General features: G+C 68.7%; 18 protein-coding genes. 8 read left to right on the plus strand and 10 right to left on the minus strand.

From position 1 onward, the window contains the following. Positions 1 to 18 precede the first annotated feature (18 nt). From U6958_RS19615 to U6958_RS19630, 4 genes are all read right to left on the minus strand, one after another. Complete coding sequence (locus tag U6958_RS19615) at positions 19 to 1,035, minus strand: NADP-dependent oxidoreductase (protein WP_047327659.1); 1,017 nt, start codon at positions 1,033 to 1,035, stop codon at positions 19 to 21. Positions 1,036 to 1,133: 98 nt separating this feature from the next. Further along, positions 1,134 to 1,556, minus strand: a complete 423-nt coding sequence (locus U6958_RS19620) for a PaaI family thioesterase (protein ID WP_016446794.1) — start codon at positions 1,554 to 1,556, stop codon at positions 1,134 to 1,136. A 117-nt stretch (positions 1,557 to 1,673) separates the two neighbouring features. Further along, the gene (locus tag U6958_RS19625; protein WP_016452876.1) at positions 1,674 to 2,465 is read right to left on the minus strand and encodes an SDR family oxidoreductase; all 792 of its coding nucleotides are present in this window, start codon (positions 2,463 to 2,465) and stop codon (positions 1,674 to 1,676) included. A gap of 137 nt (positions 2,466 to 2,602) precedes the next feature. Then, entirely contained in the window at positions 2,603 to 3,322 is a 720-nt protein-coding gene (locus U6958_RS19630) for a methylated-DNA--[protein]-cysteine S-methyltransferase (protein WP_043790352.1), read from the minus strand. A 163-nt stretch (positions 3,323 to 3,485) separates the two neighbouring features. Here U6958_RS19630 and U6958_RS19635 point away from each other — a divergent pair, with 163 nt between their 5' ends. Continuing rightward, a complete protein-coding gene (locus U6958_RS19635) occupies positions 3,486 to 3,800 on the plus strand; it encodes a hypothetical protein (RefSeq protein WP_016446792.1) in 315 nt (104 codons plus the stop codon). A gap of 156 nt (positions 3,801 to 3,956) precedes the next feature. Further along, complete coding sequence (locus tag U6958_RS19640; protein WP_074922837.1) at positions 3,957 to 4,925, plus strand: class I SAM-dependent methyltransferase; 969 nt, start codon at positions 3,957 to 3,959, stop codon at positions 4,923 to 4,925. On the opposite strand, the gene eno is transcribed toward U6958_RS19640, so the two are convergent. After that, positions 4,871 to 6,205: a phosphopyruvate hydratase gene (gene eno / locus U6958_RS19645; protein ID WP_074922836.1), complete on the minus strand. Its 1,335-nt coding sequence runs from the start codon at positions 6,203 to 6,205 to the stop codon at positions 4,871 to 4,873. The two genes, U6958_RS19640 and eno, sit on opposite strands and share 55 nt — an antisense overlap. A 105-nt stretch (positions 6,206 to 6,310) precedes the next feature. On the opposite strand from eno, the gene U6958_RS19650 reads away from it, so the two are divergent. Beyond that, complete coding sequence (locus tag U6958_RS19650; RefSeq protein ID WP_016446789.1) at positions 6,311 to 7,219, plus strand: LysR substrate-binding domain-containing protein; 909 nt, start codon at positions 6,311 to 6,313, stop codon at positions 7,217 to 7,219. Here the strand turns inward: U6958_RS19650 and U6958_RS19655 are convergent. After that, a complete protein-coding gene (locus tag U6958_RS19655; protein ID WP_244160501.1) occupies positions 7,216 to 8,382 on the minus strand; it encodes a helix-turn-helix domain-containing protein in 1,167 nt (388 codons plus the stop codon). The two genes, U6958_RS19650 and U6958_RS19655, sit on opposite strands and share 4 nt — an antisense overlap. Positions 8,383 to 8,507: 125 nt before the next feature. On the opposite strand from U6958_RS19655, the gene U6958_RS19660 reads away from it, so the two are divergent. The 4 genes from U6958_RS19660 to U6958_RS19675 all read left to right on the plus strand — a co-directional run bounded on the left by U6958_RS19660 (position 8,508) and on the right by U6958_RS19675 (position 15,539). Beyond that, entirely contained in the window at positions 8,508 to 10,718 is a 2,211-nt protein-coding gene (locus U6958_RS19660) for a TonB-dependent receptor domain-containing protein (RefSeq protein ID WP_074922834.1), read from the plus strand. A gap of 142 nt (positions 10,719 to 10,860) precedes the next feature. Beyond that, entirely contained in the window at positions 10,861 to 12,984 is a 2,124-nt protein-coding gene (locus U6958_RS19665) for a PQQ-dependent dehydrogenase, methanol/ethanol family (RefSeq protein ID WP_074922833.1), read from the plus strand. A gap of 121 nt (positions 12,985 to 13,105) precedes the next feature. Beyond that, positions 13,106 to 13,987 (plus strand): transporter, encoded by an 882-nt coding sequence (locus U6958_RS19670; RefSeq protein WP_074922832.1) that lies wholly within the window; start codon positions 13,106 to 13,108, stop codon positions 13,985 to 13,987. Between the two features lie 43 nt (positions 13,988 to 14,030). Continuing rightward, the gene (locus U6958_RS19675; protein ID WP_074922831.1) at positions 14,031 to 15,539 is read left to right on the plus strand and encodes an aldehyde dehydrogenase family protein; all 1,509 of its coding nucleotides are present in this window, start codon (positions 14,031 to 14,033) and stop codon (positions 15,537 to 15,539) included. A 41-nt stretch (positions 15,540 to 15,580) separates the two neighbouring features. Here the strand turns inward: U6958_RS19675 and dld are convergent, their stop codons facing one another. The 4 genes from dld to lldP all read right to left on the minus strand — a co-directional run bounded on the left by dld (position 15,581) and on the right by lldP (position 21,183). Beyond that, positions 15,581 to 17,341 (minus strand): D-lactate dehydrogenase, encoded by a 1,761-nt coding sequence (gene dld, locus U6958_RS19680; RefSeq protein WP_074922830.1) that lies wholly within the window; start codon positions 17,339 to 17,341, stop codon positions 15,581 to 15,583. Next, positions 17,338 to 18,477 (minus strand): FMN-dependent L-lactate dehydrogenase LldD, encoded by a 1,140-nt coding sequence (gene lldD / locus U6958_RS19685; RefSeq protein ID WP_012205184.1) that lies wholly within the window; start codon positions 18,475 to 18,477, stop codon positions 17,338 to 17,340. The genes dld and lldD overlap by 4 nt, the downstream gene beginning before the upstream one ends. Positions 18,478 to 18,487: 10 nt before the next feature. Continuing rightward, a complete protein-coding gene (gene lldR / locus U6958_RS19690) occupies positions 18,488 to 19,294 on the minus strand; it encodes a transcriptional regulator LldR (RefSeq protein WP_016446781.1) in 807 nt (268 codons plus the stop codon). 185 nt (positions 19,295 to 19,479) lie between these two features. After that, the gene (lldP, locus tag U6958_RS19695; RefSeq protein WP_047218252.1) at positions 19,480 to 21,183 is read right to left on the minus strand and encodes an L-lactate permease; all 1,704 of its coding nucleotides are present in this window, start codon (positions 21,181 to 21,183) and stop codon (positions 19,480 to 19,482) included. A gap of 587 nt (positions 21,184 to 21,770) precedes the next feature. Between lldP and U6958_RS19700 the strand changes: the two genes are divergently transcribed. Further along, positions 21,771 to 22,655: a putative selenate ABC transporter substrate-binding protein gene (locus U6958_RS19700; protein WP_016452887.1), complete on the plus strand. Its 885-nt coding sequence runs from the start codon at positions 21,771 to 21,773 to the stop codon at positions 22,653 to 22,655. Positions 22,656 to 22,669: the final 14 nt, after the last annotated feature.

Raw genomic sequence — 22,669 nt, forward strand, 5'->3', positions numbered from 1 at the left:
CTGGTTTTTTGTGGTGGTTCAGATCAATTTGACGAGTTGCTTTCCGAAGTTCTTGCCCTTGAGCAAGCCCAGGAAGGCCGAGGGTGCGGAGGCAATGCCTTCGGCAATGCTCTCGCGCGGGCGCAGCTTGCCGGTGCCCACCAGGCGGCCCAGTTCCTGCAGCGCCTCGGGCCAGACTTCCATGTGCTCGCTGACGATGAAGCCTTCGATGCGGATGCGGTTGACGAGGATGAGCGCGGGATTGGTCATGGGCAGCGGCTTGCCGTCGTAGCCCGCGATCATTCCGCACAGCGCGATCCGCGCAAAGGCGTTGGTGCGCAGCAGCACGGCGTCGAGGATGTAGCCGCCCACGTTCTCGAAGTAGCCGTCGATGCCCTGCGGGCAGGCGTCCTTGAGCGCCTTGGCCATGGTCTTGGTGTCGGGGTGCTCGCGGTAGTCGATGCAGGCATCGAAGCCCAGCTCCTCGGTGGCGTAGCGGCACTTCTCGGGGCCGCCCGCAATGCCTACCACGCGGCAGCCGCGCGCCTTGGCCAGGGCCGCGAACGCGCTGCCCACGGCGCCCGTGGCGGCGCTGACCACCACGGTCTCGCCGGCCTTGGGGGCGATGATCTTGACCAGGCCGTACCAGGCCGTCACGCCGGGCATGCCCACGGCGCCCAGGTAGTGCGACAGCGGCACATGGGTGGTGTCCACCTTGCGCAGCATGCCGGGCGCATCGCCATCGACCACGCTGTATTCCTGCCAGCCGCCCATGCCCACGACCTTGTCGCCAACGGCAAACTTGGGATGGCGGCTTTCCACCACCTCGCCCACGGTGCCGCCGATCATGACCTCGCCCAGCGGCTGGGGCTGGGCATAGCTCTTGCTGTCATTCATGCGGCCGCGCATGTAGGGGTCCAGGCTCAGGTAGTGGTGGCGCACCAGCACCTGGCCTTCGGCCAGCGCCGGGGTCTCGGTACTGACAAGGCGGAAATTGCTTTCCACGGCTTCGCCCTCGGGGCGGTTGTCGAGCAGGATCTGCTGGTTCACGGGCATGGGAAAACCTCCGGTGGCATCACAAACAATGGAACCAGCTCCCGGTGCTGCCGGGGCTGGCGTGTGGCATTGGGTATCTGGCAAATTCGCCATGCGGATCAGTCCGTGGCGAGGGTTGTCTCGGCGGCGGCCGGCTTGGCCACGCGCGGCATGTACTTGAACGTTCCGGTCGCATGGCTGCACAGCCGGCCCGAGGCATCGAACACGCGCGCCTCGGTATAGGCCATGGAACGCGTGCGGTGCAGCACCACGCCCTTGGCCACCAGGGGGCCGCGCGCCGGCTGCATGAAGCTGGTCTTCATCTCTATGGTCACGCAGCCCATGTCGCGCTGCAGGCTGCGTGCGGCCACGGCCATGGTCACGTCCAGCAGGGTCATGGTGGCGCCGCCGTGGGTCACGTCAAAGGTGTTCAGGTGCTCGGGACGCGCCTCGAAGCGCAGTTCGGACTCCCCGTCCTCCATGCGGTGCAGGGTGAAACCCAGGTGGTCGACGAAGGGGATGGGGTGGCCAAAATCCAGCACGAAATTCTCCAGTTCAGATCGCAATGCAGGCGAGCATAAGGGCGCCCGAAGGCACCATGGCGCGCGGCGGCACGATCTGCGGGAAAAACTGTCACCTCGGCAGCAGCGCCGCCGCGTTCAGCCGCCCACCAGGGCGCTGACGCCGCCGTCCACGGCCATCCACTGGCCCGTGATGTGCTTGCCCGCGTCGCTGGCGTACAGCAGGGTCAGGCCCTTGAGGTCCTCGTCGTCGCCCAGGCGGCGCAGCGGGGCATGGGATTTCATCTCGTCCTCGCCCAGGGTCTCGATCAGCACGCTGGCCATCTTGGTCTTGAAAAAGCCCGGGCAGATGGCGTTGACGGTGATGCCATGCACGCCCCACTCGCCGGCCAGCGCGCGCGTGAAGTTGATGACGGCTCCCTTGGAGGTGTTGTAGGCAATGGTCTTCATGCCCAGCGGGTTGCCGCCCAGGCCTGCGATGGAGGCCAGGTTGATGATGCGCCCGGTCTTGCGCGGGATCATGCTGCGCCGCGCGATCTGCTGGCTCAGCAGGAAGTAGCCGCGCACGTTGAGGTTCATCACCTTGTCCCAGGCGGCCACCGGGTGCTCCTCGGCCGGCGCGCCCCAGCTGGCGCCCGCGTTGTTGATGAGGATGTCCACCTGGCCCAGGCGCTCCAGGGTCTCGGCGGCCAGGCGCTCGATGTCGGCCTCGTTGGCGCAGTCGGCGGCAATCCAGCGGGCGTCGATGCCTGCGGCCTGCAGCTCGGCGGCGGCTTCCTCCAGGTCGGCGGCCTTGCGCGAACTCAGCATGATCCTGGCGCCCGCCTCGCCCAACGCATGGGCCATCTGCAGGCCCAGGCCGCGCGAGCCGCCGGTCACCAGGGCGGTCTTGCCGGTGAGGTCGAAAAGTTGCTGCACATTGCGAGTCATTCGTCTGTCTCCTGGTCCGGGTCTTGTGTGCCGGTCATGGGTGGAATGGAGGGCGGCCCTCCCTTGCCGGGACGGCCTGCAGCGGCGATTGTGCAAGCCGCCCCGCCGTGCCGCATGTCACATGCGTGTCCGGCCCGTCAATCCCCGAACAGCGAGCGCGTGCCGCCCCAGGCCGCACCCTCGATCTCCAGCATGCGCAGCTTGGTCAGCGCACCTGCGCCGCCCGAAAAACCGCCCGGCTGGGCGCCGGCGGCCAGCACGCGGTGGCAGGGAATCACGGGCGCGAAGGGGTTGAGGCCCAGCGCCTGTCCCACGGCGCGCGACAGGCCCACCTCGCCCAACTCGCGCGCGATCTCGCCGTAGGTGCGCGTATGGCCGGGAGCAATGGCACGCGTCAGCTCATAGACGCGGCGGTGAAATTCCGACACACCGTGCCAGTCCAGCGCCAGCTCGGCCAGATCCGGCAATGCCTGGCCTGCGGGCAGCATGCGCCGTGCCCGCAGGTCGGGCAGCACCGGGCCGTCACGCAACTGCTGCGCGCTGGGCGCGGAAGGCTCCACGGTCCATTCGCCATGGCCCGCCATGAGCACCTGCACGCCGGTGATGGCCTGCGCCACGGCGGCCGGCAGGTCCTCGGCGCGCACCGCTGCCGCATAGCTGCCGGGCCTGCGCAATTGCACGCCGCGCAGCATGCGCGTGCGCGTGGCAGCCGGGCCGTCCACCTCGGGCAACTGAAAGGCCGCAAGGCCGCAGTCGCCCCAGGCCACGCCGCAGGGCCCCAAGCGCGTGGCAAACAGCGCATGGCCCGTGGCTTCGGGGTCCCAGGCCGGGCTGCCCGTGGTCGATTCGTTCGTCATGGCGGTGGTTTTCTCCTTGCAGGCGATTGTGGCCGCATGGCTGCCACCGCTGCCCGCAGCGACCCCACCGGCACGACACTGTAAAAAAACACTGGAAAAATACTGGATGTGCAGCCAGTTATTACTGTATATTTCGCCAGTCATCATCCTCATCTCATGAACCATGGACATGCAAGAAGCCGCCTTCACCGTCACCTTGTGTGACTACCCCAACCTGCCCGAGCAGGAACGCAACAAGGCCGAGGCACGCTATGCCCGCGTGCTGGAACGCCAGCTCGGCAGTGCCGAGCAGGTCAGCGAAACCCTGTCGCTCGTACAGGGGCTGGAGGACATGCCTCCAGAGGAAATCAGCGAAGACGCCAAGCTCGCCTTCACCCGCTGGATGAAAGCCGCCCGCGCCGCCACCGAGGCCGGCATGCAGGGCCTGGGCGATGGCGAGTGCAGCTTCTTCGAGGTGCGCCGCGGCTGGCGGCATTGAGCCTGCCCGCGGCACCGCTGAATGGGGCCTGAGCCCGGGTTTGCCTGGGCTGGGCCCCAAACTGCATACACTGGCAGACCTTTTCGTCGGCCCCTGCCTGGTTCCAAGCGGTTCCACCGGGCATGCCCGGCGCCCCTGCCAGATCCAGCCTTTCCCATGCAAGCCCTGCTCGACGCCATCGCCCGGATGGCCCTGCCCTCCGACGCCCAACGCATCTTCCACGGCCGTGGCGGCCTGTACCCGGGCTGCGAGCATCTGGTGCTCGATGCCTTTCCGCCCGTGCTGGTGCTCACCAGCTTCCAGCCGCTGGACGAAGACGCCCTGGCCGCCATCGGCACGGCGCTGTCACTGCGCTGGAGCGAACTGGCACCGGGCCAGCCCCTGAACTGGGTCTACCAGCTGCGCCAGCCCGCCGCGCCCGCCGAAACCCGGCTCATGGCCGGCGAAGTGCCAGACCCGCACATCGTCACCGAGGCCGGCACGCGCTACCGCGTGCAGGTGCTGCGCGGCCAGAACCATGGCCTGTTCCTGGACATGGCCGAAGGCCGGCGCTGGGTGCACACGCATGTCGCCAACCATCCCGAGCACCGCCATGGCATCAAGGTGCTCAACCTGTTCGCCTACACCTGCGCCTTTTCGGTGGTGGCCCTGCAGGCCGGGGCGCGCCATGTGATGAACATGGACATGGCCCAGGGCGCGCTGGCCACGGGCCAGCAGAACCACCGGCTCAACGATCTGTCGGGCGCCAGCTTCCTGGCCCACGACATCTTCAGCAGCTGGGGCAAGATCACGCGCGGCGGGCCGTACCACCTGATCGTGGTGGACCCGCCCAGCTACCAGAAGGGCAGCTTCGTCGCCACCAAGGACTATGCCCGCCTGATGCGCCGCCTGCCCGACCTGCTGCGCCCCGGCGGCCATGTGCTGCTGTGCCTGAACGCGCCCGAGATGGGCACGCAGTTCCTGACATCGCAGATGCAGGAAGTGGCCCCCGAGCTGGAGTTCGTCGAGCGCCTGGCCAATCCGGCCACCTTCGCCGACATCGACGCCGAGCGCAGCCTCAAGGTGCTGGTCTACAGGGCGCCCGCAACCCCCGCAACACCCGCAGCGGCCGACACGGCTTCCTGACCCGCCCGGCCCTTGAGCGCACGGCGCCCCGCATAGACGGCAGCCGGGCCCAGTTCGCGCTCGATGCGCAGCAGCCGGTTGTACTTGGCCGTGCGGTCGGCGCGCGACAGCGAGCCGGTCTTGATCATGGCGCACTGGGCCGCCACGGCCAGGTCGGCAATGCTGGTGTCCTCGGTCTCGCCCGAGCGGTGCGACATCACCACGCCGTAGCCGGCGCCATGCGCCAGGCGCAGCACGTCCCAGGTTTCGGTCAGCGTGCCGATCTGGTTGATCTTGACCAGGATGGCGTTGCCCACGCCCCGAGCAATGCCGCTCTCGAACAGGCCGGGGTTCGTGCAGAACACATCGTCGCCCACCAGCTGGCAGCGTCCGCCCAGGCGCCGGCCCAGGGCCTGCCAGCCCTCGATATCGTCCTCGGCCATGCCGTCCTCGATGGAGACGATGGGGTAGTGCTCCACCAGTTGCGCCAGGTAGTCCACCTGCTGCTGGCGGCTGCGCACCAAGCCCTCGCCCGCGTAGCGGTAGCCGTCCTCGCCATGGAATTCACTGGCCGCAGGGTCCAGGGCCAGGGCGATGTCCCTGCCGGGGCGCAGGCCGGCGCGCTCGATGGCGGCCATCAGGTGGTCCAGCGCCTCGGGCGCGCTGCGCAGGGCGGGCGCAAAGCCGCCCTCGTCGCCCACGTTGACGCTGTGGCCTGCGGCCTTGAGCGCATGGCGCAGCGTGTGGAAGACCTCGGCGCCCATGCGCAGCGCCTCACCGAAGCTGTCCGCCCCCACCGGCAGCAGCATGAACTCCTGGAAGTCCAGCGGATTGTCGGCATGGGCGCCACCGTTGATGACATTGATCATGGGCACGGGCAGCACGCGCGCCTGGGCACCGCCCATGTGCCGCCACAGCGGCATGCGCTGGCTGGCCGCCGCCGCGCGCGCCACGGCCAGCGACACGCCCAGCAGCGCGTTGGCGCCCAGCCGGCTTTTGCCGGGAGTGCCGTCCAGCTCCATCATGGCCGTGTCGATACAGCCCTGGGCGTCGGCCTGCATGCCGCGCAGCAGATCGCGCAGCTCGGTGTTGACGGCCTGCACCGCCCCCAGCACGCCCTTGCCCAGGTGGCGCGAGGCATCGCCGTCGCGCCGCTCCAGCGCCTCATGCCGCCCCGTGGAGGCGCCCGAGGGCACCAGGGCCAGGCCGCGTGCGCCGTCCTCCAGCTCGATCTCGACCTCCACGGTGGGATGGCCCCGGCTGTCCAGCGCCTCATGGGCCGCGATATCGGTGATCTGCATGGAAACTCCTTTTCGTCAAGAAATTGAACTGTGCAAAAGAGCTGGCAAGCCTGCACAACTCCAATGAACAGGCCTTCATGCTAGAAATCACGGCGATGCGGGACAATGCAGTTTTTCTGCCCATGCGTCAGTTTTTCTGACGAATTGATTGCCATGAGACAACTGCCGCCGCTGGCCGCCCTGCGCGCCTTCGAGGCCATTGCCCGCACCGGCTCGGTGACCCGCGCGGCCGAGGAACTGTGCCGCAGCCACGGCGCCATCAGCCGCCACCTGCGCCTGCTGCAGGAGCACGCGGGCGCGGCGCTGTTCGAGAAAGAAGGCACGGGCCTGCGCCTGACCGAGGCCGGCGCCGCCTTCCATGCCTCGGTGCGCACGGCCTTCGACCAGCTGGAGGCCGCCTATGCCCAGCTGGCGCGCGACGCCCAGGCGCCGGGGCTGCATGTGGCCTGCAGCGCCACCTTTGCCATGCGCTGGCTGGTGCCGCAGCTGGCGGTGTTCTACCGCAGCCACCCGCATATCCGCATCCGTCTGTCCATGACCTCGGCGCGCGAGATGCGCAATGAAGGCGCCGACCTGATCATTGCCTGGGACCTGTCCACCTACGGCGAGGCAGACCGCCGCCGCGCCATCGAACTGGCGCCCGTGCACTTCGGCGCAGTCTGCACGCCGGCCTATGCCCGGCGCCGGCCCGCCAACCGCGCGCGCATTGCACATGAGTACACGGCCAGCGCCTGGAACCAGTGGGAAGCCCTGACGGGCCAGCCCGTGGCCCTGGGCGAGACGCTGGCGTTCCCGCACACCCACCTGTGCATAGAGGCAGCACTGTCGGGCCTGGGCGTTGCCCTCGTGGAGCAGCGGCTGATCGCACGCGAGCTCCAGGAGGGGCTGCTGGTGGCGCCCCATGGCTTCGTGCCCTTCGAGGGCGGCCTGCGCGCCGTGCCCGCCGCAGGGCGTGCGCTGCCCGCCCAGGCAGGGGTCTTCATCGAATGGATGCGCAGCGCGCTGGCCAGCTAAAGCCGCCCCCACTCCCGCAGGCGCCGGTACAGCAGCCCGCGGGAGACGCCCAGCATGCGGGCGGCCTGCGAGATATTGCCCTGGCAGCGGGCCAGGGCCTGCTCGATCAGCTCGCGGCTGGCCTCGCCCAGGGAGGACGGTGCCTCGGACGGCGCCTCGGCGGGCGGCGGCAGGGCCTCGATGGCCGGTAGTACCTCCTCGACCTGGGAAGATGCCTCATCCAGCCTCGCCTCCATCCACAGCGTCAGCCCCGTGGGCAGCATCTGCGGGCGCGCCTGGCCGTGGTGGGCCAGCTCCAGCAACTGGTTCAGGCCCAGGCCGAAGACTTCCTCTGCCGCCATCCCCTCGGCGGGCCGGCGCGGGCTATCGAACAGTTGGGCACCCACGCCGTTGAACCAGCGCACCATGCCGTCGCCATCCACAGCGGCCAGCCCTTCCAGCGGCGTGCCGAACATGCTGCGGCTGGACTGGAAGCGCAGCAGCAGGTGCCTGCGGGCGGCACCCACCAGCAGCCGGTTCTCGATGCAGGTGGCGTACATGTGGGCCATGGCGCCTGCGTCGAAGCGAAAGGGGCCCGCCTCGCTGCTCAGGTCCAGCATGGCCACGGTGCGCCCGCTGGCATCGCGCACGGGCGCGGCCGCGCAGTGCAGCGAGGCCAGGCAGCGAAAGAAATGCTCGCCGCCACGCACATGGCAGACCTCGCCCGTGCGCACGGCCACGCCGGGTGCGCCCGTGCCCACGGCATCCTCGGCAATGTTCACGCCCACGCGCGCGGCCGTCAGCAGCAGCGGGCCGTCGCCCGGCGTGGGGCGCGAGGCGATCAGCACCACGCCCTCGCTGCAGGTGAGCATGGCGCGCGCCTGGCTGCCCGCGATCACGGTTTCGAGTTCGGCGATGGGGTCGCGCGCCGCCTCGATCAGCGCGCGGTTGTGGGTCAGCAAGGTGGCCGTGCGGATCTTGCTGACCGGGTCGAAGCTGATCTTCTCGTCGGGGCTGCGGCTGGCGCCCAGGCAGCGTGTCCAGGACTGCAGCACGGGCTCGGACACCAGGCCCGATGGGCGCTCGCCGCGCTCGAAATAGCGCTCGCGCGCCAGGGCCACCCGGTCCTGGCGCGAGGCATAGAAGGGGTTGGAGGGCAGTGGGGCGGGAGGCGGCTGTTGCATGACGGACATCAAAACTGCCGCGATTGTTGTTCCGCCACGGCACAGGACAGCACTAGGGAAATCACCCGTGTTGGAACGGCTTGCCGGGCTCGGTAACCTCGGGCATCGCCACAGGCCCGCCCGCAATGACACGCTCCCCACACAGCACAAGACACCCCCGGCCCGCCCTGCCCACCCTGGGCGCCGCACTGGCCTGCACGCTGCACGCCCTGCCCGCCCAGGCGGCAAACGCAGCGCAGGACTCCAGCGAGGCCCTGCTCGCCCCCGTGGTCATCACGGCCAGCCAGCCCGGCGCCGGCCCCGACCTGTGGCGCGCCACCGCCGCCATCGATAGCGTGGACGGCACGGTGCTGCGCGAGGGGCAGATGCAGGTCAACCTGTCCGAAAGCCTGGCGCGCGTGCCGGGCCTGGTGGTGCTGAACCGCCAGAACTTCGCCCAGGACCTGCAGATCTCGGTGCGCGGCTTCGGTGCGCGCTCCACCTTTGGCGTGCGCGGCCTGCGCCTGTACGTGGACGGCATCCCGGCCGGCGCGCCCGACGGCCAGGGCCAGGCCGCCAACTTCACGCTGGGCAACGCCGCGCGCCTGGACGTGGTGCGCGGCCCGGCCGCCGTGCTCTACGGCAACAGCGCAGGCGGTGCACTGCTGCTGTACACCGAAGACGGCGAGGAACCGGGCCTGTGGCGCAGCGGCATGGCCATGGGGCCGGACGGGCTGTGGCGCCTGTCCACCCAGCTGCGCGGAACGATCGGGGGCGGAAAGCCGGACCAGGCGGATGGCGGCTCCGCCCCATGGCGCTATGCCATCCACATCGAGCGCTTCGCCACTGACGGCATGCGCCCCCAATCGGCCGCAGACCGCAGCACGGCTCACATGAAGCTGTCACGCAAGCAGGGCGACGACCAGTGGCTGCTGCAGTACCAGGAGCAGCGCGCCAGCGCCCAGGACCCGCTGGGCCTGACACGCGCCGAGTTCGAGGCCGACCCCGGCCAGACCACGGCCAGCGCGCTGCGCTTCAATACGCGCAAAAGCGTGCGCCAGCGCCAGCTGGGCGCCGCCTGGCAGCACCAGTTCGGCGCGGGCCAGCGCCTGGAACTCATGGCCTATGCGGGCACGCGCTCCGTGCTGCAGTACCAGTCCATTCCCGTGGCCACGCAGGCGCCGCCCTCGCATTCAGGCGGCGTGATCGACCTGGACCGCGACTACGCGGGCATGAACCTGCGCTGGCGCAGCACCCATGAGGACGTGGCCGGCGGCCGGCTGGACTGGTCGGCGGGCCTGGCCTACGACTGGCAGGGCGAGACCCGGCGCGGCTACGAGAACTTCATCGGCAGCCAGCTCGGCGTGCAGGGCCGGCTGCGCCGCGACGAACGCAACCAGGCGCGCTCCGCCGACCCCTATCTGCAGGCCGAGTGGAGCACGCAGAGCCTGGCCCTGAGCGCCGGCCTGCGCCAGGCGCGCGTGCGCTACCGCTCCGAGGACCACTACATCACAGCCGGCAATGGCGACGACAGCGGCAGCATGGCCTGGCGCGGCTGGCTGCCCTCGCTGGGCCTGCGCGTGAACCTGCTGCCGGACCTGGTGGCGCACGCATCGGTGGGCCGGGGCATGGAGACGCCCACGCTCAACGAAGTGGCCTACCGGCCCGGCGGCCAAAATGGCATGAACAGCGGCCTGAACACCGGCCTGGCCGCCAGCGCCCACAACACCGTCGAGGTCGGCCTGCGCGGGCGCCACGGCAACGCGGGCTGGAACCTCACGCTGTTCGAGACCCATACCCAGCGCGAACTCACCGTGCTGTCCAACACGGGCGGGCGCGCCACCTACCAGAACGCAGGCCGCACGCTGCGCCGGGGGCTGGAATTCTCGGGCAACGCCCAATGGGGATCGCTCACGGCCAGCACCGCCCTGACCCTGCTGCAAGCCCGCTACCGCGACAGCTTCCTGACCTGCGAGGCCACGCCCTGCACCACGCCCACCGCCCCGGTGGATGCCGGCGCACGCCTGGCCGGCACCGCGCCGCGCCGCCTGTGGAGCGAGCTGGCCTGGCAGCTGTCGCCGCAATGGACCTGGACCGTGGACATGCTGCACAGCGGCCCCGTGGCCGTGAACGACCGCAACACCGACCGCGCGGCCGGCTACACCGTCTGGGGCTCCAGCCTGCGCTGGTCACGGCAATGGCAGCAGTGGAGCGCCCAGACCTTTGTGCGGCTGGACAACCTGTTCGACCGGCGCTTTGCAGGGTCGGTCATCGTCAACGAGGGCAACCAGCGGTACTTCGAGCCGGGTGCCGGACGCGGGCTATCGGCCGGGGTGACGGTCAGCCGGACGTTCTGAGCTGTTCCACGGCGGTACACATCCGCCCCCGGGAAAGTCCGAATGTTGTGACCGAAGGCCGCTTTTTTTATCGTCTCCCCCATGGTGCCCTTGCCCCCAGCGCCATGCACGCAAAAACAAACCACACAGGAGACGAGACAACATGAAGACCCACGTGCTTTCCTCCACGCTGCTGGCCGCCGGCCTGGTGCTGGCCCTGCCGGGCGCCGCGCTGGCACAGGCCGGCCTGCCAAGCAAAGGCTCGCCCGAGCACATACGCGCCGTCACCTCGCGCATCGACTCGCAGAGCATCCGCGACAACGCGCGCAGTTCCAAGGACTGGCCCAGCTACGGCATGGACTACAGCGAGACGCGCTTTTCCAAACTCAGGCAGCTGGACACGGCCAATGTGAAGCGGCTGGGCCTGGTCTGGTCGTATGACCTGGAATCCACGCGCGGCGTGGAGTCCACGCCCGTGGTGGTCGATGGAATCATGTACGTCACGGCCAGCTGGAGCGTGGTGCATGCGGTGGACGTGCGCACCGGCAAGCGCCTGTGGAGCTACGACCCCGGCGTGGACCGTGCCAACGGCTTCAAGGGCTGCTGCGACGTGGTCAACCGCGGCGTGGCGGTCTACAAGGGCAAGGTGTATGTGGGCGCCTTCGATGGCCGCCTGGTGGCGCTGGACGCGGCCACGGGCCAGAAGGTCTGGGAGCAGGACACCATCATCGACCGCGCCTACTCGTACACCATCACGGGCGCACCGCGCGTCATCAAGGGCAAGGTGCTGATCGGCAACGGCGGCGCCGAGTACGGGGTGCGCGGCTATGTCACGGCCTATGACGCCGAGACCGGTGCCCAGCAGTGGCGCTGGTTCACCGTGCCCGGCGATCCGTCCAAGCCGTTCGAGAACGAGGCCATGGCCCGCGCCGCCAAGACCTGGGACCCGGCCGGCAAGTGGTGGGAGGCCGGTGGCGGCGGCACGGCCTGGGACACCATGGCCTATGACCCCGAGCTCAACCTCATGTACATCGGCACGGGCAACGGCTCGCCCTGGGCGCAAGCCAAGCGCAGCCCGGCCGGTGGCGACAACCTGTACCTGGCCAGCATCGTGGCGCTGAACCCCGATACGGGCGAGTACGTCTGGCACTACCAGGAAACGCCGGGCGACAGCTGGGACTTCACCTCCACCCAGCCCATGGTGCTGGCCGACATCAAGATCGGCGGCAAGCCGCGCAAGGTCATCCTGCATGCGCCCAAGAACGGCTTCTTCTTCGTCATCGACCGCACCAACGGCCAGTTCATCTCGGCCAAGAACTTCGTCGACGTGAACTGGGCCAGCGGCTACGACGCCAAGGGCCGCCCCATCGAGACACCGATTGCGCGCAGCGGCGACCGCGCCCGAGACGTGATCCCCAGCCCCTTCGGCGCGCACAACTGGCATTCCATGTCCTACAGCCCCGACACGGGCCTGGCCTACCTGCCGGCCCAGCATGTGCCTCTGACCCTGCAGGACAACAAGAACTGGAAGTTCAACGGCGGCTCCCTGCCCGAGCCGCACAGCAATATCGGCTGGAATACGGCCACGCTGGTCAACATGGAGCCGCCCAAGAGCACGCCCTTCGGCCGCCTGATCGCCTGGGACCCGGTGGCACAGAAGGAGCGCTGGCGCGTGGAGCATGCCTCGCCCTGGAACGGCGGCACGCTGGCCACGGCGGGCAACCTGGTGTTCCAGGGCACGGCCGACGGCCGCTTCGTGGCCTATGACGCGCGCAACGGCAAGAAGCTCTGGGAGAAGCCCACGGGCACGGGCGTGGTGGCCGCACCCATCACCTATGAGGTCGATGGCCGCCAGTACGTCTCCATCGCCGTGGGCTGGGGCGGCGTCTACGGCCTGGCCGCGCGCCACACCGAGCGCAAGGGCCCGGGCACGGTCTACACCTTCGCGCTGGACGGCAAGGCCGAGGCGCCTGCCTTCGTCGCCTACCAGCAGGGCAAGCTGCTGCAGGGCGTGCCCTACGACAAGAGCCTGGTGGCCGAAGGCACGGCCCTGTACGTCAGCAACTGCGCCTTCTGCCACGGCGTGCCCGGCGTGGACCGGGGGGGCAACCTGCCCAATCTGGGCTACCTGGACCCGGCCTATATCGAGCACCTGGACAAGTTCATCTTCAAGGGCCCGGCCATGTCGCGCGGCATGCCCGACTTCACGGGCAAGCTGAGCATGGACGACGTGGAAAAGATCAAGGCCTTCATCCAGGGCACGGCTGACGCGGTGCGGCCCAAGTAGCCAACGCGAGCCGCCCTCCCCCTCCCCCTCCCCCAACCTCCCATCCCCCTCCCCGGCCCTGCTGTCCTGCAGCAGGCCTGGGCAGGGCTTTGCCTGAAAACACCGGACCGGACTCTTCGCCATGCCATCCAAGCCCTTCACCCGCGCATCCCTGGCCCTTGCAGCCATGGCCGCATGCGCCACCTTCAATGCCCACGCCGTCGATATCGACGCGGGCGACTACACCGCCCTGCCGCCCGGCACCACGCTGGGCATGGTCTATTACCAGCACGCCACGCGGGACAGCCTCTATGCCAATGGCGACCAGGCGCCCATGGGGCCGAGGCTGACCTCGGACATCGGCATAGCGCGCGGCGTGCACTTCATGAAGCTGGGCGACTACGTGATCGACCCGCAGTTCCTGCTGCCCTTCGGGCGCCTGTCGGCATCGCGCGATATCGCGGCCATGGGCAGCAACACCGGCGTGGGCGACCTGATGCTGGCCGCCACCCTGTGGCTGACCAAGCCCGGCGACAAGGAGCACTTCGGCATCACCCCCTTTGTCTGGCTGCCCACGGGCCAGTACAGCCGCAACGACCCGCTGAGCCTGGGCGAGAACCGCTGGAAGGCGGCCCTGCAGGCCGGCTGGATCAAGCCGCTGGGCAAGCGCGTGACCATGGACCTGGCGGCCGATGTCACCGTCTTCGGCAAGAACGACGACTTCGGCGCCCAAAGCGCCACGCTCAAGCAAAAGGCGCAGTTCCAGTTCCAGGGCCTGCTGCGCTACCACCTGTCGGACACATCGGACCTGCGCCTGGGCCTGTCGCACCTGACGGGCGGCGAGACCCAGGTCAACGGCGTGTCGCAAGGCGACCGCCAGTCCACCACCAAGGTCTCTTTCGGCGGCGCGGTCTTTGTCGCGCCGAAGACGCAGTTGCTGGCCACCGTGGGCCGCGATCTGCATGTGCGCCAGGGCTTCAAGGAGAACGCCCGCATCAACCTGCGCCTGCTGCAGGTTTTCTGATCCCACACCCCCCTTTCTCCCGTTCACCCCCAAGGAGCACACCATGAACCTCAGCGACATCCAGCACCAGATCACCGAGCGCGCCAGCGCCTTCCTCAACCGGGGCACGCATGACCTCTTCATCGACGGCCAATGGGTGGCGGCCCGGACCGGCCAGCGCCTGTCCACCGTCAACCCGGCCACCGAAGCCGTGATCGCCGAAGTCGCCAGCGCCGGCCCGGCGGACGTGGACCTGGCCGTGCGCGCCGCGCACCGCGCGCTGCACCTGGGCCCCTGGGGCCGCATGCGCCCCGTGGAGCGCGAGCGCCTGATGCTGCGCCTGGCCGACCTCATGGAGACCCATGCCCAGGCCCTGGCCGAGGTCGAATCGCTGGACAACGGCAAGTCCGCCGCCATTGCGCGCGCCGTGGACATCGCCATGGCCATAGACTCCATCCGCTACATGGCCGGCTGGGCCACCAAGATCGAGGGCATGACGCACGAGCACTCCGTGCCCTTCGCGCCCGAGGCCCAGATGTTCACCTACACCCGGCGCGAGCCCGTGGGCGTGGTCGCCGCCGTCGTGCCCTGGAACTTCCCCCTGCTCATGGCCAGCTGGAAGCTGGCGCCCGCGCTGGCCGCAGGCTGCACCCTGGTGCTCAAGCCCGCCGAACAGACGCCGCTGACCGCGCTGATGCTGGCCGAGCTGATCCAGGAAGCGGGCTTTCCGCCCGGCGTGTTCAACGTGGTCACGGGCGACGGCCCCGGTACCGGCGCGCCCCTGGTCTCGCACCCGCTGGTCAACAAGGTCAGCTTCACGGGCTCGACCGAGGTGGGCAAGCTCATCGGCCATGCCTGCATGGACAACATGACGCGCATCACGCTGGAGCTGGGCGGCAAGTCCCCCGTCATCGTGCTGGATGACTGCGACCCGGCCACGGCTGCGGCGGGTGCGGCCAATGCCATCTTCTTCAACCATGGCCAGGTCTGCTGCGCGGGCTCGCGCCTGTACGTGCACAAGAGCATGTTCGACCGCGTGGTGGCCGACGTGGCCGACCAGGCCGCCCGGCTCACCCTGGGCCATGGCCTGGACCCCCGCGCGCAGATGGGCCCGCTGGTCTCGCAGGAGCAGATGGAGCGTGTCTGCAGCTACATCGACATAGGCCGCAGCCAGGGCGCCGAGGTGGTGACGGGCGGCGCCCGCGCCGGCCAGCGCGGCTACTTCGTGCAGCCCACGGTGATGACCGGCGTGCAGCACGACCACCGCGTGGCCCGCGAGGAAATCTTCGGCCCCGTGCTCGTGGCCATGCCCTATGACGACCTCGACGAAGTCGCCGCCTGGGCCAACGACACGCCCTACGGCCTGGGCGCCAGCATCTGGTCCAACAACCTGTCCAATGTCCACCGACTGATCCCCAAGATCCAGTCCGGCACGGTCTGGGTCAACTGCCACAGCACCCTGGACCCGGGCATGCCCTTCGGCGGCTACAAGCAGTCCGGCATGGGCCGCGACATGGGCCGCACCGCGCTGGATGCCTACCTGGAGACCAAGTCGGTGTTCATCAATCTGTGAGGGGGTGCGGCGGGCTGCCCCCGGGCCCGCCTGCTCCTGCTCTACGGCGTTTCCGAATACCCCTTGGGCCATCCCCCCGGCCGGTCACAACACTCCTCCCAGCCCAGCTTGCGCGAGGTGTGGCCTATGCCGGGGTTGAAGGTGTTGGTGGGGTCCAGTTCGCGGTAGAAGCCCGCCAGGGCAGGCTTGGCCACGTAGAGGTGGCCCACGTTGTGCTCGGCCGGGTACTCGGCGCGGCGCGCGTCCAGCAGTTCCCACATGCGGTGCTCCATGGCCAGCGGGTCCACGCCCTTCTTGACGATGTAGTCCTGGTGGAAGACATGGCAGAAGAAGTGGCCGTAGTAGAGCTTGTGGACCATGTCGCGCTCGACCTCGGCGGGCAGCTGCTCCACCCATTCGCGGTCGTTGCGGCGCAGGGCCACGTCCAGGGCCACGATGTCCTCGACCTGGGCGCGGTGCACCTCGCGGTAGCGGATGGCCGCGCCCGCGATGGCGAAGCGGTGCAGGAAGGCCTTGCGCCCCTCGTCGGCATCGCACTCGAACCAGCCGCCCGTGGTGCTGCCGCTGAAGTGCCGCGTGAGGAATTCACGCGTGGCCTCGGCCGTATCGTTGGACACGCGCACCAGCAGGTGGTGCTCATAGCGGTCGCGCCACTGGCGCATGCGCGCGGGCAGGTGGCTGGGCAGCAGGTTGGTCAGCGCCTGGATCACGCGGTCGGTGACGCCGCGCAGGCCGAAGCGCTCGAAGAAGCCGTCCACGCGGCTCTTGAGGGCGAAGGCGGCCGGCACCCTGGCCGTGCCGAAGCGGTCGATCAGCAGGAAGGTGTCCTTGCCGTATTTCTCGCCGATGTCGTAGGCCGTGCGGTGGATGTACTCGCCAGCGATCGGCAGGCGCGGCAGCGCGGTCAGCAGCTCGCGGCGCACGGCCGTGAGGTCGTCGGGCGCATTGCTGCCTATATAGAAGACGGTGCTGGGCTCCTTGGGAAAGGTGTCCAGCCGCACGGCAAACAGGCACAGCTTGCCGGCCGAGCCCGAGGCCTCGAACAGGCGCGAGGGGTCGGCGTTGAAGCGCGCGGGCGTGTCCTCGTCCACGGCGCGCACGGCCTCGGCATAGCGCGGGTCGGAGGCGGCACGCTGCGCATCGTGGGCGATGTCGGACTCGGCGTAGTCGCCGTTTTGCAGCCGCGTGAGGATTTCCTCGGGCGTGCGGCCCAGGGCGATGCCCAGGTGGTTGACGAGTTCCAGCGAGCCGTCGTCGCAGACGCGCGCGTAGAGCGCCAGCTCGGTGTAAGCCGGGCCGCGCCGCACCAGGGCGCCGCCCGAGTTGTTGCAGATGCCGCCCAGCACCGAGGCGCCGATGCACGACGAGCCGATCACCGAATGCGGCTCGCGGCCCAGCGGCGCCAGCGCCTGCTCCAGCCGGTCCAGCGTGGCGCCGGGCAGGCAGACCACCTGGGCGCCCCCGCCAATGACCTGCACGCCGGTGATGCGCAAGGTATTGATGAGCACGATCTCGCGGTCGTAGTCCGCGCCGTCGGGCGTGGAGCCGCCCGTCAGGCCCGTGTTGGCGGCCTGCATGATGACGATGCGCCCGGCCGCCACGGCGGCCTGCACCACCTTCCACTGCTCCAGCAGCGTCGCGGGCCGCACCACGGCCAGCACCGGGCCCTCGCCCGTGCGGTGGCCCTTGCGGAAGCGGCGCGTGGCCTGGTCGTCGGTGAGCACATGGGCGGCGCCCACGGCTTCGCGCAACTGCAGCAGCAGGGCCTCGCGGGAGACGACCGGAGTCTGCAGCGCGCTCATGGCTGGCGCACCAGCAGGTCGCCGGTGATGTCGGATACCTTGCTCACGCTGGTCAGCGTCATGGCCACGCGCATTTCCTTTTCCAATAGTTCCAGCAGGTGCTTGACGCCCGCCTCGCCGGAGGTGGCCAGGGCGTAGATGAAGGCGCGGCCGATCATGGCGCAGTCGGCGCCCAGGGCGATGGCGCGCACCACGTCCAGGCCGTTGCGGATGCCGGAGTCGGCCAGGATCTTGATCTGGCCCTTGACCGCATCGGCGATGGCCGGCAGCGCGCGGGCCGAGGACAGCACGCCGTCGAGCTGGCGGCCGCCATGGTTGGAGACGATGATGCCGTCGGCGCCAAAGCGCACCGCGTCCTTGGCGTCCTCGGGGTCCAGGATGCCCTTGATGACCATGGGCCCCTTCCAGAAGGCGCGTATCCATTCGAGGTCCTTCCAGGAAATGGAGGGATCGAAATTGGCACCCAGCCAGCCGATGTAGTCGGCCAGGCCCGTGGGGCTGCCCCGGTAGGCCGAGATGTTGCCCAGGTCATGCGGGCGGCCCAGCAGGCCCACGTCCATGGACCAGGCCGGGTGCGTGACCGACTGCCAGTAGCGGCGCATGGCGGCATTCGGGCCGCTCATGCCCGAATGCGCATCGCGGTAGCGCGCGCCGGGCACGGGCATGTCCACGGTGAAGACCAGGGTGGAGCAGCCGGCCGCCTGGGCACGCTCCAGCGCGTTCTGCATGAAGCCCCGGTCCTTGAGCACGTAGAGCTGGAACCACATGGGGCGCTTGATCTTGGGCGCCACCTCTTCGATGGGGCAGACCGATACCGTGGACATGGTGAACGGAATGCCATGGGCGTCGGCCGCGCGTGCGGCCTGCACCTCGCCGCGGCGGCGGTACATGCCCGTCAGGCCCACGGGCGACAGCGCCACGGGAATGGACAGCTTCTCGCCAAACAGCTCGATGCTGGTGTCCAGCCGGCTCATGTCCTTGAGCACGCGCTGGCGCAGCGCCACGGCGGCCAGGTCTTCCACGTTGCGGCGCAGCGTCTGCTCGGCATAGGCGCCGCCGTCGATGTAGTGGAACAGGAAAGGCGGCAGGCGCTTTTGCGCCGCTGCGCGGTAGTCGGAGGTGGAGGAGATGATCATGATGGTGGTCTCATGTCTTTCGTATCAGGTCTGAAGTGGGCAGCAGCGCAGGCGCGGCGTCCAGAGGCAGCCGCATGGAGCGCTCGCGCCGCGCGCGGTCCTCGTCCAGGCGCTGGATGGTGGTGCGAACATGCTCCAGGTGCTCGCCGATGCATTCGCGGGCGCGCTGCGGGTCGCCGTCCAGGATGGCCTGCATCAGGCTCTGGTGCTGCACGGTCAGCTCCTGCAGGGTCTGGGGTGCGCTCAGGCGGAACATGTCATGGCGGTTGCGCTCCACCGTGGACAGCACCACGGTGAACAGGCTGTGCATGACCTGCACCAGCACCAGGTTGTGCGAAGCCTCGGCAATGGCCAGGTGGAACTGCGCGTCGGCGCGCGCCGCCAGCTCGGCGTGGCCGCTTTGCTGGTGCTGGATCATCACCTCGAAGCAGCGCTGGATATGGTCCTTGTCCTGCGGCGTGGCGCGCTGGGCGGCCAGCCAGGCCGTGCTGGTCTCCAGCGCATGGCGGGTTTCCAGCACGTCATAGCGGTAGTGGGAGTCGGACTCCATCAGGCCGGCCAGCGGCCGCATGGCGTCCTTGAGCCAGTCCGCAGGCTCGGCAGCCGGCGCCGGCTCCTGCAGGTAGGTGCCATCGCCGCGCCGCGCCACCAGCACGCCCTGGCTGGTGAGTTTCTGTATGGCCTCGCGCACCGAGGTGCGCGAGACACCCAGCTCGGCCGCCAGTTGCCGTTCCGCGGGCAGCCGCTGTCCGGGCTGCACTCCGCTGGCCTGCACCAGGGCAAGCAATTTCTCGACAACTTGATCGGCAACGCGCATGGGGATTCTCAGAATTGGTTTTCAGTGATTCACGGCGCTATGCGCCAGCCTCATCGCATGAAACCCGCACTGCCCAAGCCAGGGACACCGAGCAAGGGCCGCCCCGCCGCGAGGGTGTCGTCCCCCTCCCCCGCGAAGCGGGTAGAGAGGGGGAAGGCGCGCAGCGACTCAGGGGGTGTTTCATGTCAATAACCAGGAATCATCCACGTAAACACATAGGCTTGCAGCGTCGTGATCACCCCGATGATCACGGCGAACATCAGGCTGTGCTTGACCGTGAAGCGGAACAGGTCCGACTCGCGCCCTGCCAGGCCCACGGCCGCGCAGGCAATGGCGATGGACTGGGGCGAGATCATCTTGCCCGTCACGCCGCCCGTGGTGTTGGCCGCTACCGTGAGCACCTGGGGCAGGCCCAGCTGCTGCGCCGTGGTGGCCTGCAGCGCGGCGAACAGCGCGTTGGCCGAAGTGTCCGAGCCCGTGAGGAACACGCCGATCCAGCCCAGGAAGGGCGAGAAGAACGTGAACGCCTGGCCCGTGTGTGCCAGCGCCAGGGCCAGCGTGGCCGACAGGCCCGAGTAGTTGGCCACGAAGGCGAAGGCCAGCACCATGCCGATGGAGTAGATCGGCACGGCCAGTTCCCTGAAGGTCTCGCCCAGCGTGGCCACGGCCTTGGCCGGCGACAGGCGCGTGAAGGTGATGGTGATCAGCGCCGCGATCAGGATGGCCGTGCCGGTGGCCAGCAGCCAGTTGAAGGTGTAGACCGCGCCGTAGGGCGCAGCGGCGGCCACGACGGGGGGCGTCTTCTCCACCAGGTTGTGCAGGAAGGGCACGGGGATGTTGATGACGGTGGAGGCCAGCGGGCCACCTGCGGCGAACAGCGCCTTGAAGGGCTTGATGCTCCAGATCGTCACCATGGCCGTGAGGATGATGAAGGGCGACCAGGCCTTGATGACGGCGCCGGCCGTCAGCGGTGCACCGGAAGCGGCGGCGGGAGCCTTGACCGCCGTGGCTGTCTTCGCAATGGCAGCAGCCTTGCCGCCCTCGCCTTCCGTGTCGAACCGGAAGATGCGCTTGGGCTGCCAGACCTTGAGGAACAGCGTCAGCGCCACCAGCGAGACGATGGCCGAGGTGATGTCCGGCAGCTCGGGGCCGATGTAGTTCGCCGTGAGGAACTGCACCACGGCGAAGGAGCCGCCGCCCACCAGCACGGCAGGCCAGGTTTCCTTGACGCCGCGCCAGCCGTCCATGATGGCCATCAGCCAGAACAGCACGAGCACGGTCATGAAGGGCAGCTGGCGGCCGGCCATCTGGCCGATGGCGAAGGCATCCACGCCCGAGACCTGCCCCGCCACGATGATGGGAATGCCCATGGCGCCGAAGGCCACGGGCGCCGTGTTGGCGATCAGGCACAGGCCCGCCGCATAGAGCGGCTTGAAGCCCAGGCCCACCAGCAGCGCGGCCGTGATGGCCACGGGCGCGCCGAAGCCGGCCGCGCCCTCCAGGAAGGCGCCGAAGCAAAAGCCCACCAGGATGAGCTGCAGCCGCTGGTCGGGCGTGACCGACAGGATGGACGAGCGGATCACGTCGAACTGCCCCGTCTTGACCGAGATCTTGTAGAGGAACACGGCCGCCACGATGATCCAGGCGATGGGCCACAGGCCGTAGAAGAAGCCGTACACGGCCGAGGCCAGTGCCGCGCTCACGGGCATCTTGTAGAACAGCAGTGCCACGCCCAGCGCCAGCGCCACGGTGACGGTGCCAGCCTGGTAGCCCTTGAGACGGAACCTGGTCAGCGCCAGGAAGAAAAAGATGATGGGAATCAGCGCGATCAGCGCCGAGATCCAGATGTTCCCGGCGGGATCGTAGTTCTGCTGCCAGATGGTTTGCATGACCGTGTCTCTAGATGATGGGGAGGGCGCGGTAAGCGCCCCTTGTCGGCCACTCCCTCTCGTTGCAGCGTTGGCATGCGGTGCGATCCGCACAGGATGTCTGCTGGCTGGCTGCAACGGTGTCTGGGAGTGTTCCCCGCGCTGGCGCCTTGTGGGCCATTGGCAAATTGGTCCAACCAATTAAACCAAAATTCAGACCATTGCGCGAAGTGGTGCGATTCTCAGAGCTTTCAAGTGGGCAGATGAACAGGGTAAACACCTAAAAGAGTGCAGATAGTGCACCAGGATATTTATTGGTCATACCAATAATTGATATTTTGGTGCAACGCATGTTCAAGTCCCCGGCCAGGCAAGGTCCCAGGCGGTGCACAAACGCAGCGCACGCGGGAAAAAGATCGGCGGCCGCGCTGTGCCGGCAGGTCCGCCGCTCAAGCCTGACGCTCCCCAACGGAAAAGCCCGCTCCCTACAATGCAGCCTCAGCGGTCGGTGTACCGCCCTTGTACCTTCGGCGCCCGTGTCAACCCCGGGCGCCTTATTAAACCGCCGTGTATCCGGACGGCGGTGGCTGATTGAACGGAGCCCATCCATGAACCACATTCCTGCGCGCCGCTCGGCGCTGCGCCAGGCGGCTGCCTGCGTGCTGGCCGCCTCCACCCTGTCCAGCCTGCCTGCGCTGGCCGCCGAACCCGCCGTGCTGCGCGTCTCGGCCATCCCGGATGAAGCCCCCACCGAGCTGCAGCGCAAGTTCGAGCCGCTGGGCAAGTACCTCTCGGCACAGACCGGCATGAAGGTGGTGTTCACGCCCGTGACCGACTACGCCGCCGTGGTCGAGTCGCTGGCCACGCGCAAGCTGGACCTGGCCTGGCTGGGCGGCTTCACCTTCGTGCAGGCCAAGATCCGCACCAACGGCACGGCCATCCCCATCGTGCAGCGCGAGGAAGACGCCAGGTTCACCTCCAAGTTCATCACGGCCAACCCCGCCATCAAGACCCTGGCCGACCTCAAGGGCAAGAGCTTTGCCTTTGGCGCGCCCTCGTCCACCTCGGGCAGCCTGATGCCGCGCTTTTTCCTGCAGCAGGACGGTATCAACCCCGAGAAGGACTTCAAGACCGTGGCCTTCTCCGGCGCGCATGACGCCACCGTGGCCTTCGTGGCCGCAGGCAAGGCCGAGGCCGGCGTGCTCAACGCATCGGTCTGGGACAAGCTGGTGGAGACCAAGAAGGTCGATACCAGCAAGGTGCGCGTGTTCGCCACCACGCCGCCCTACTTCGACTACAACTGGACCGTGCGCGGCGACCTGGACCCGGCCCTGGTCAAGAAGCTGACCGACGCCTTCCTGGCGCTGGACCCGGCCAAGCCAGAGCACAAGGCCATCCTGGAGCTGCAGCGTGCCGCGCGCTTCATTCCCACCCAGGCCTCGAACTACGAAGGCATCGAGGCCGCCGCCAAGTCGGCCGGCCTGCTCAAGTAAGCCGCGGCAGGCGC

Origin of the sequence: Delftia lacustris (assembly GCF_040267515.1) — a bacterium.
Classification (GTDB): Bacteria; Pseudomonadota; Gammaproteobacteria; order Burkholderiales; family Burkholderiaceae_C; genus Comamonas; species Comamonas tsuruhatensis.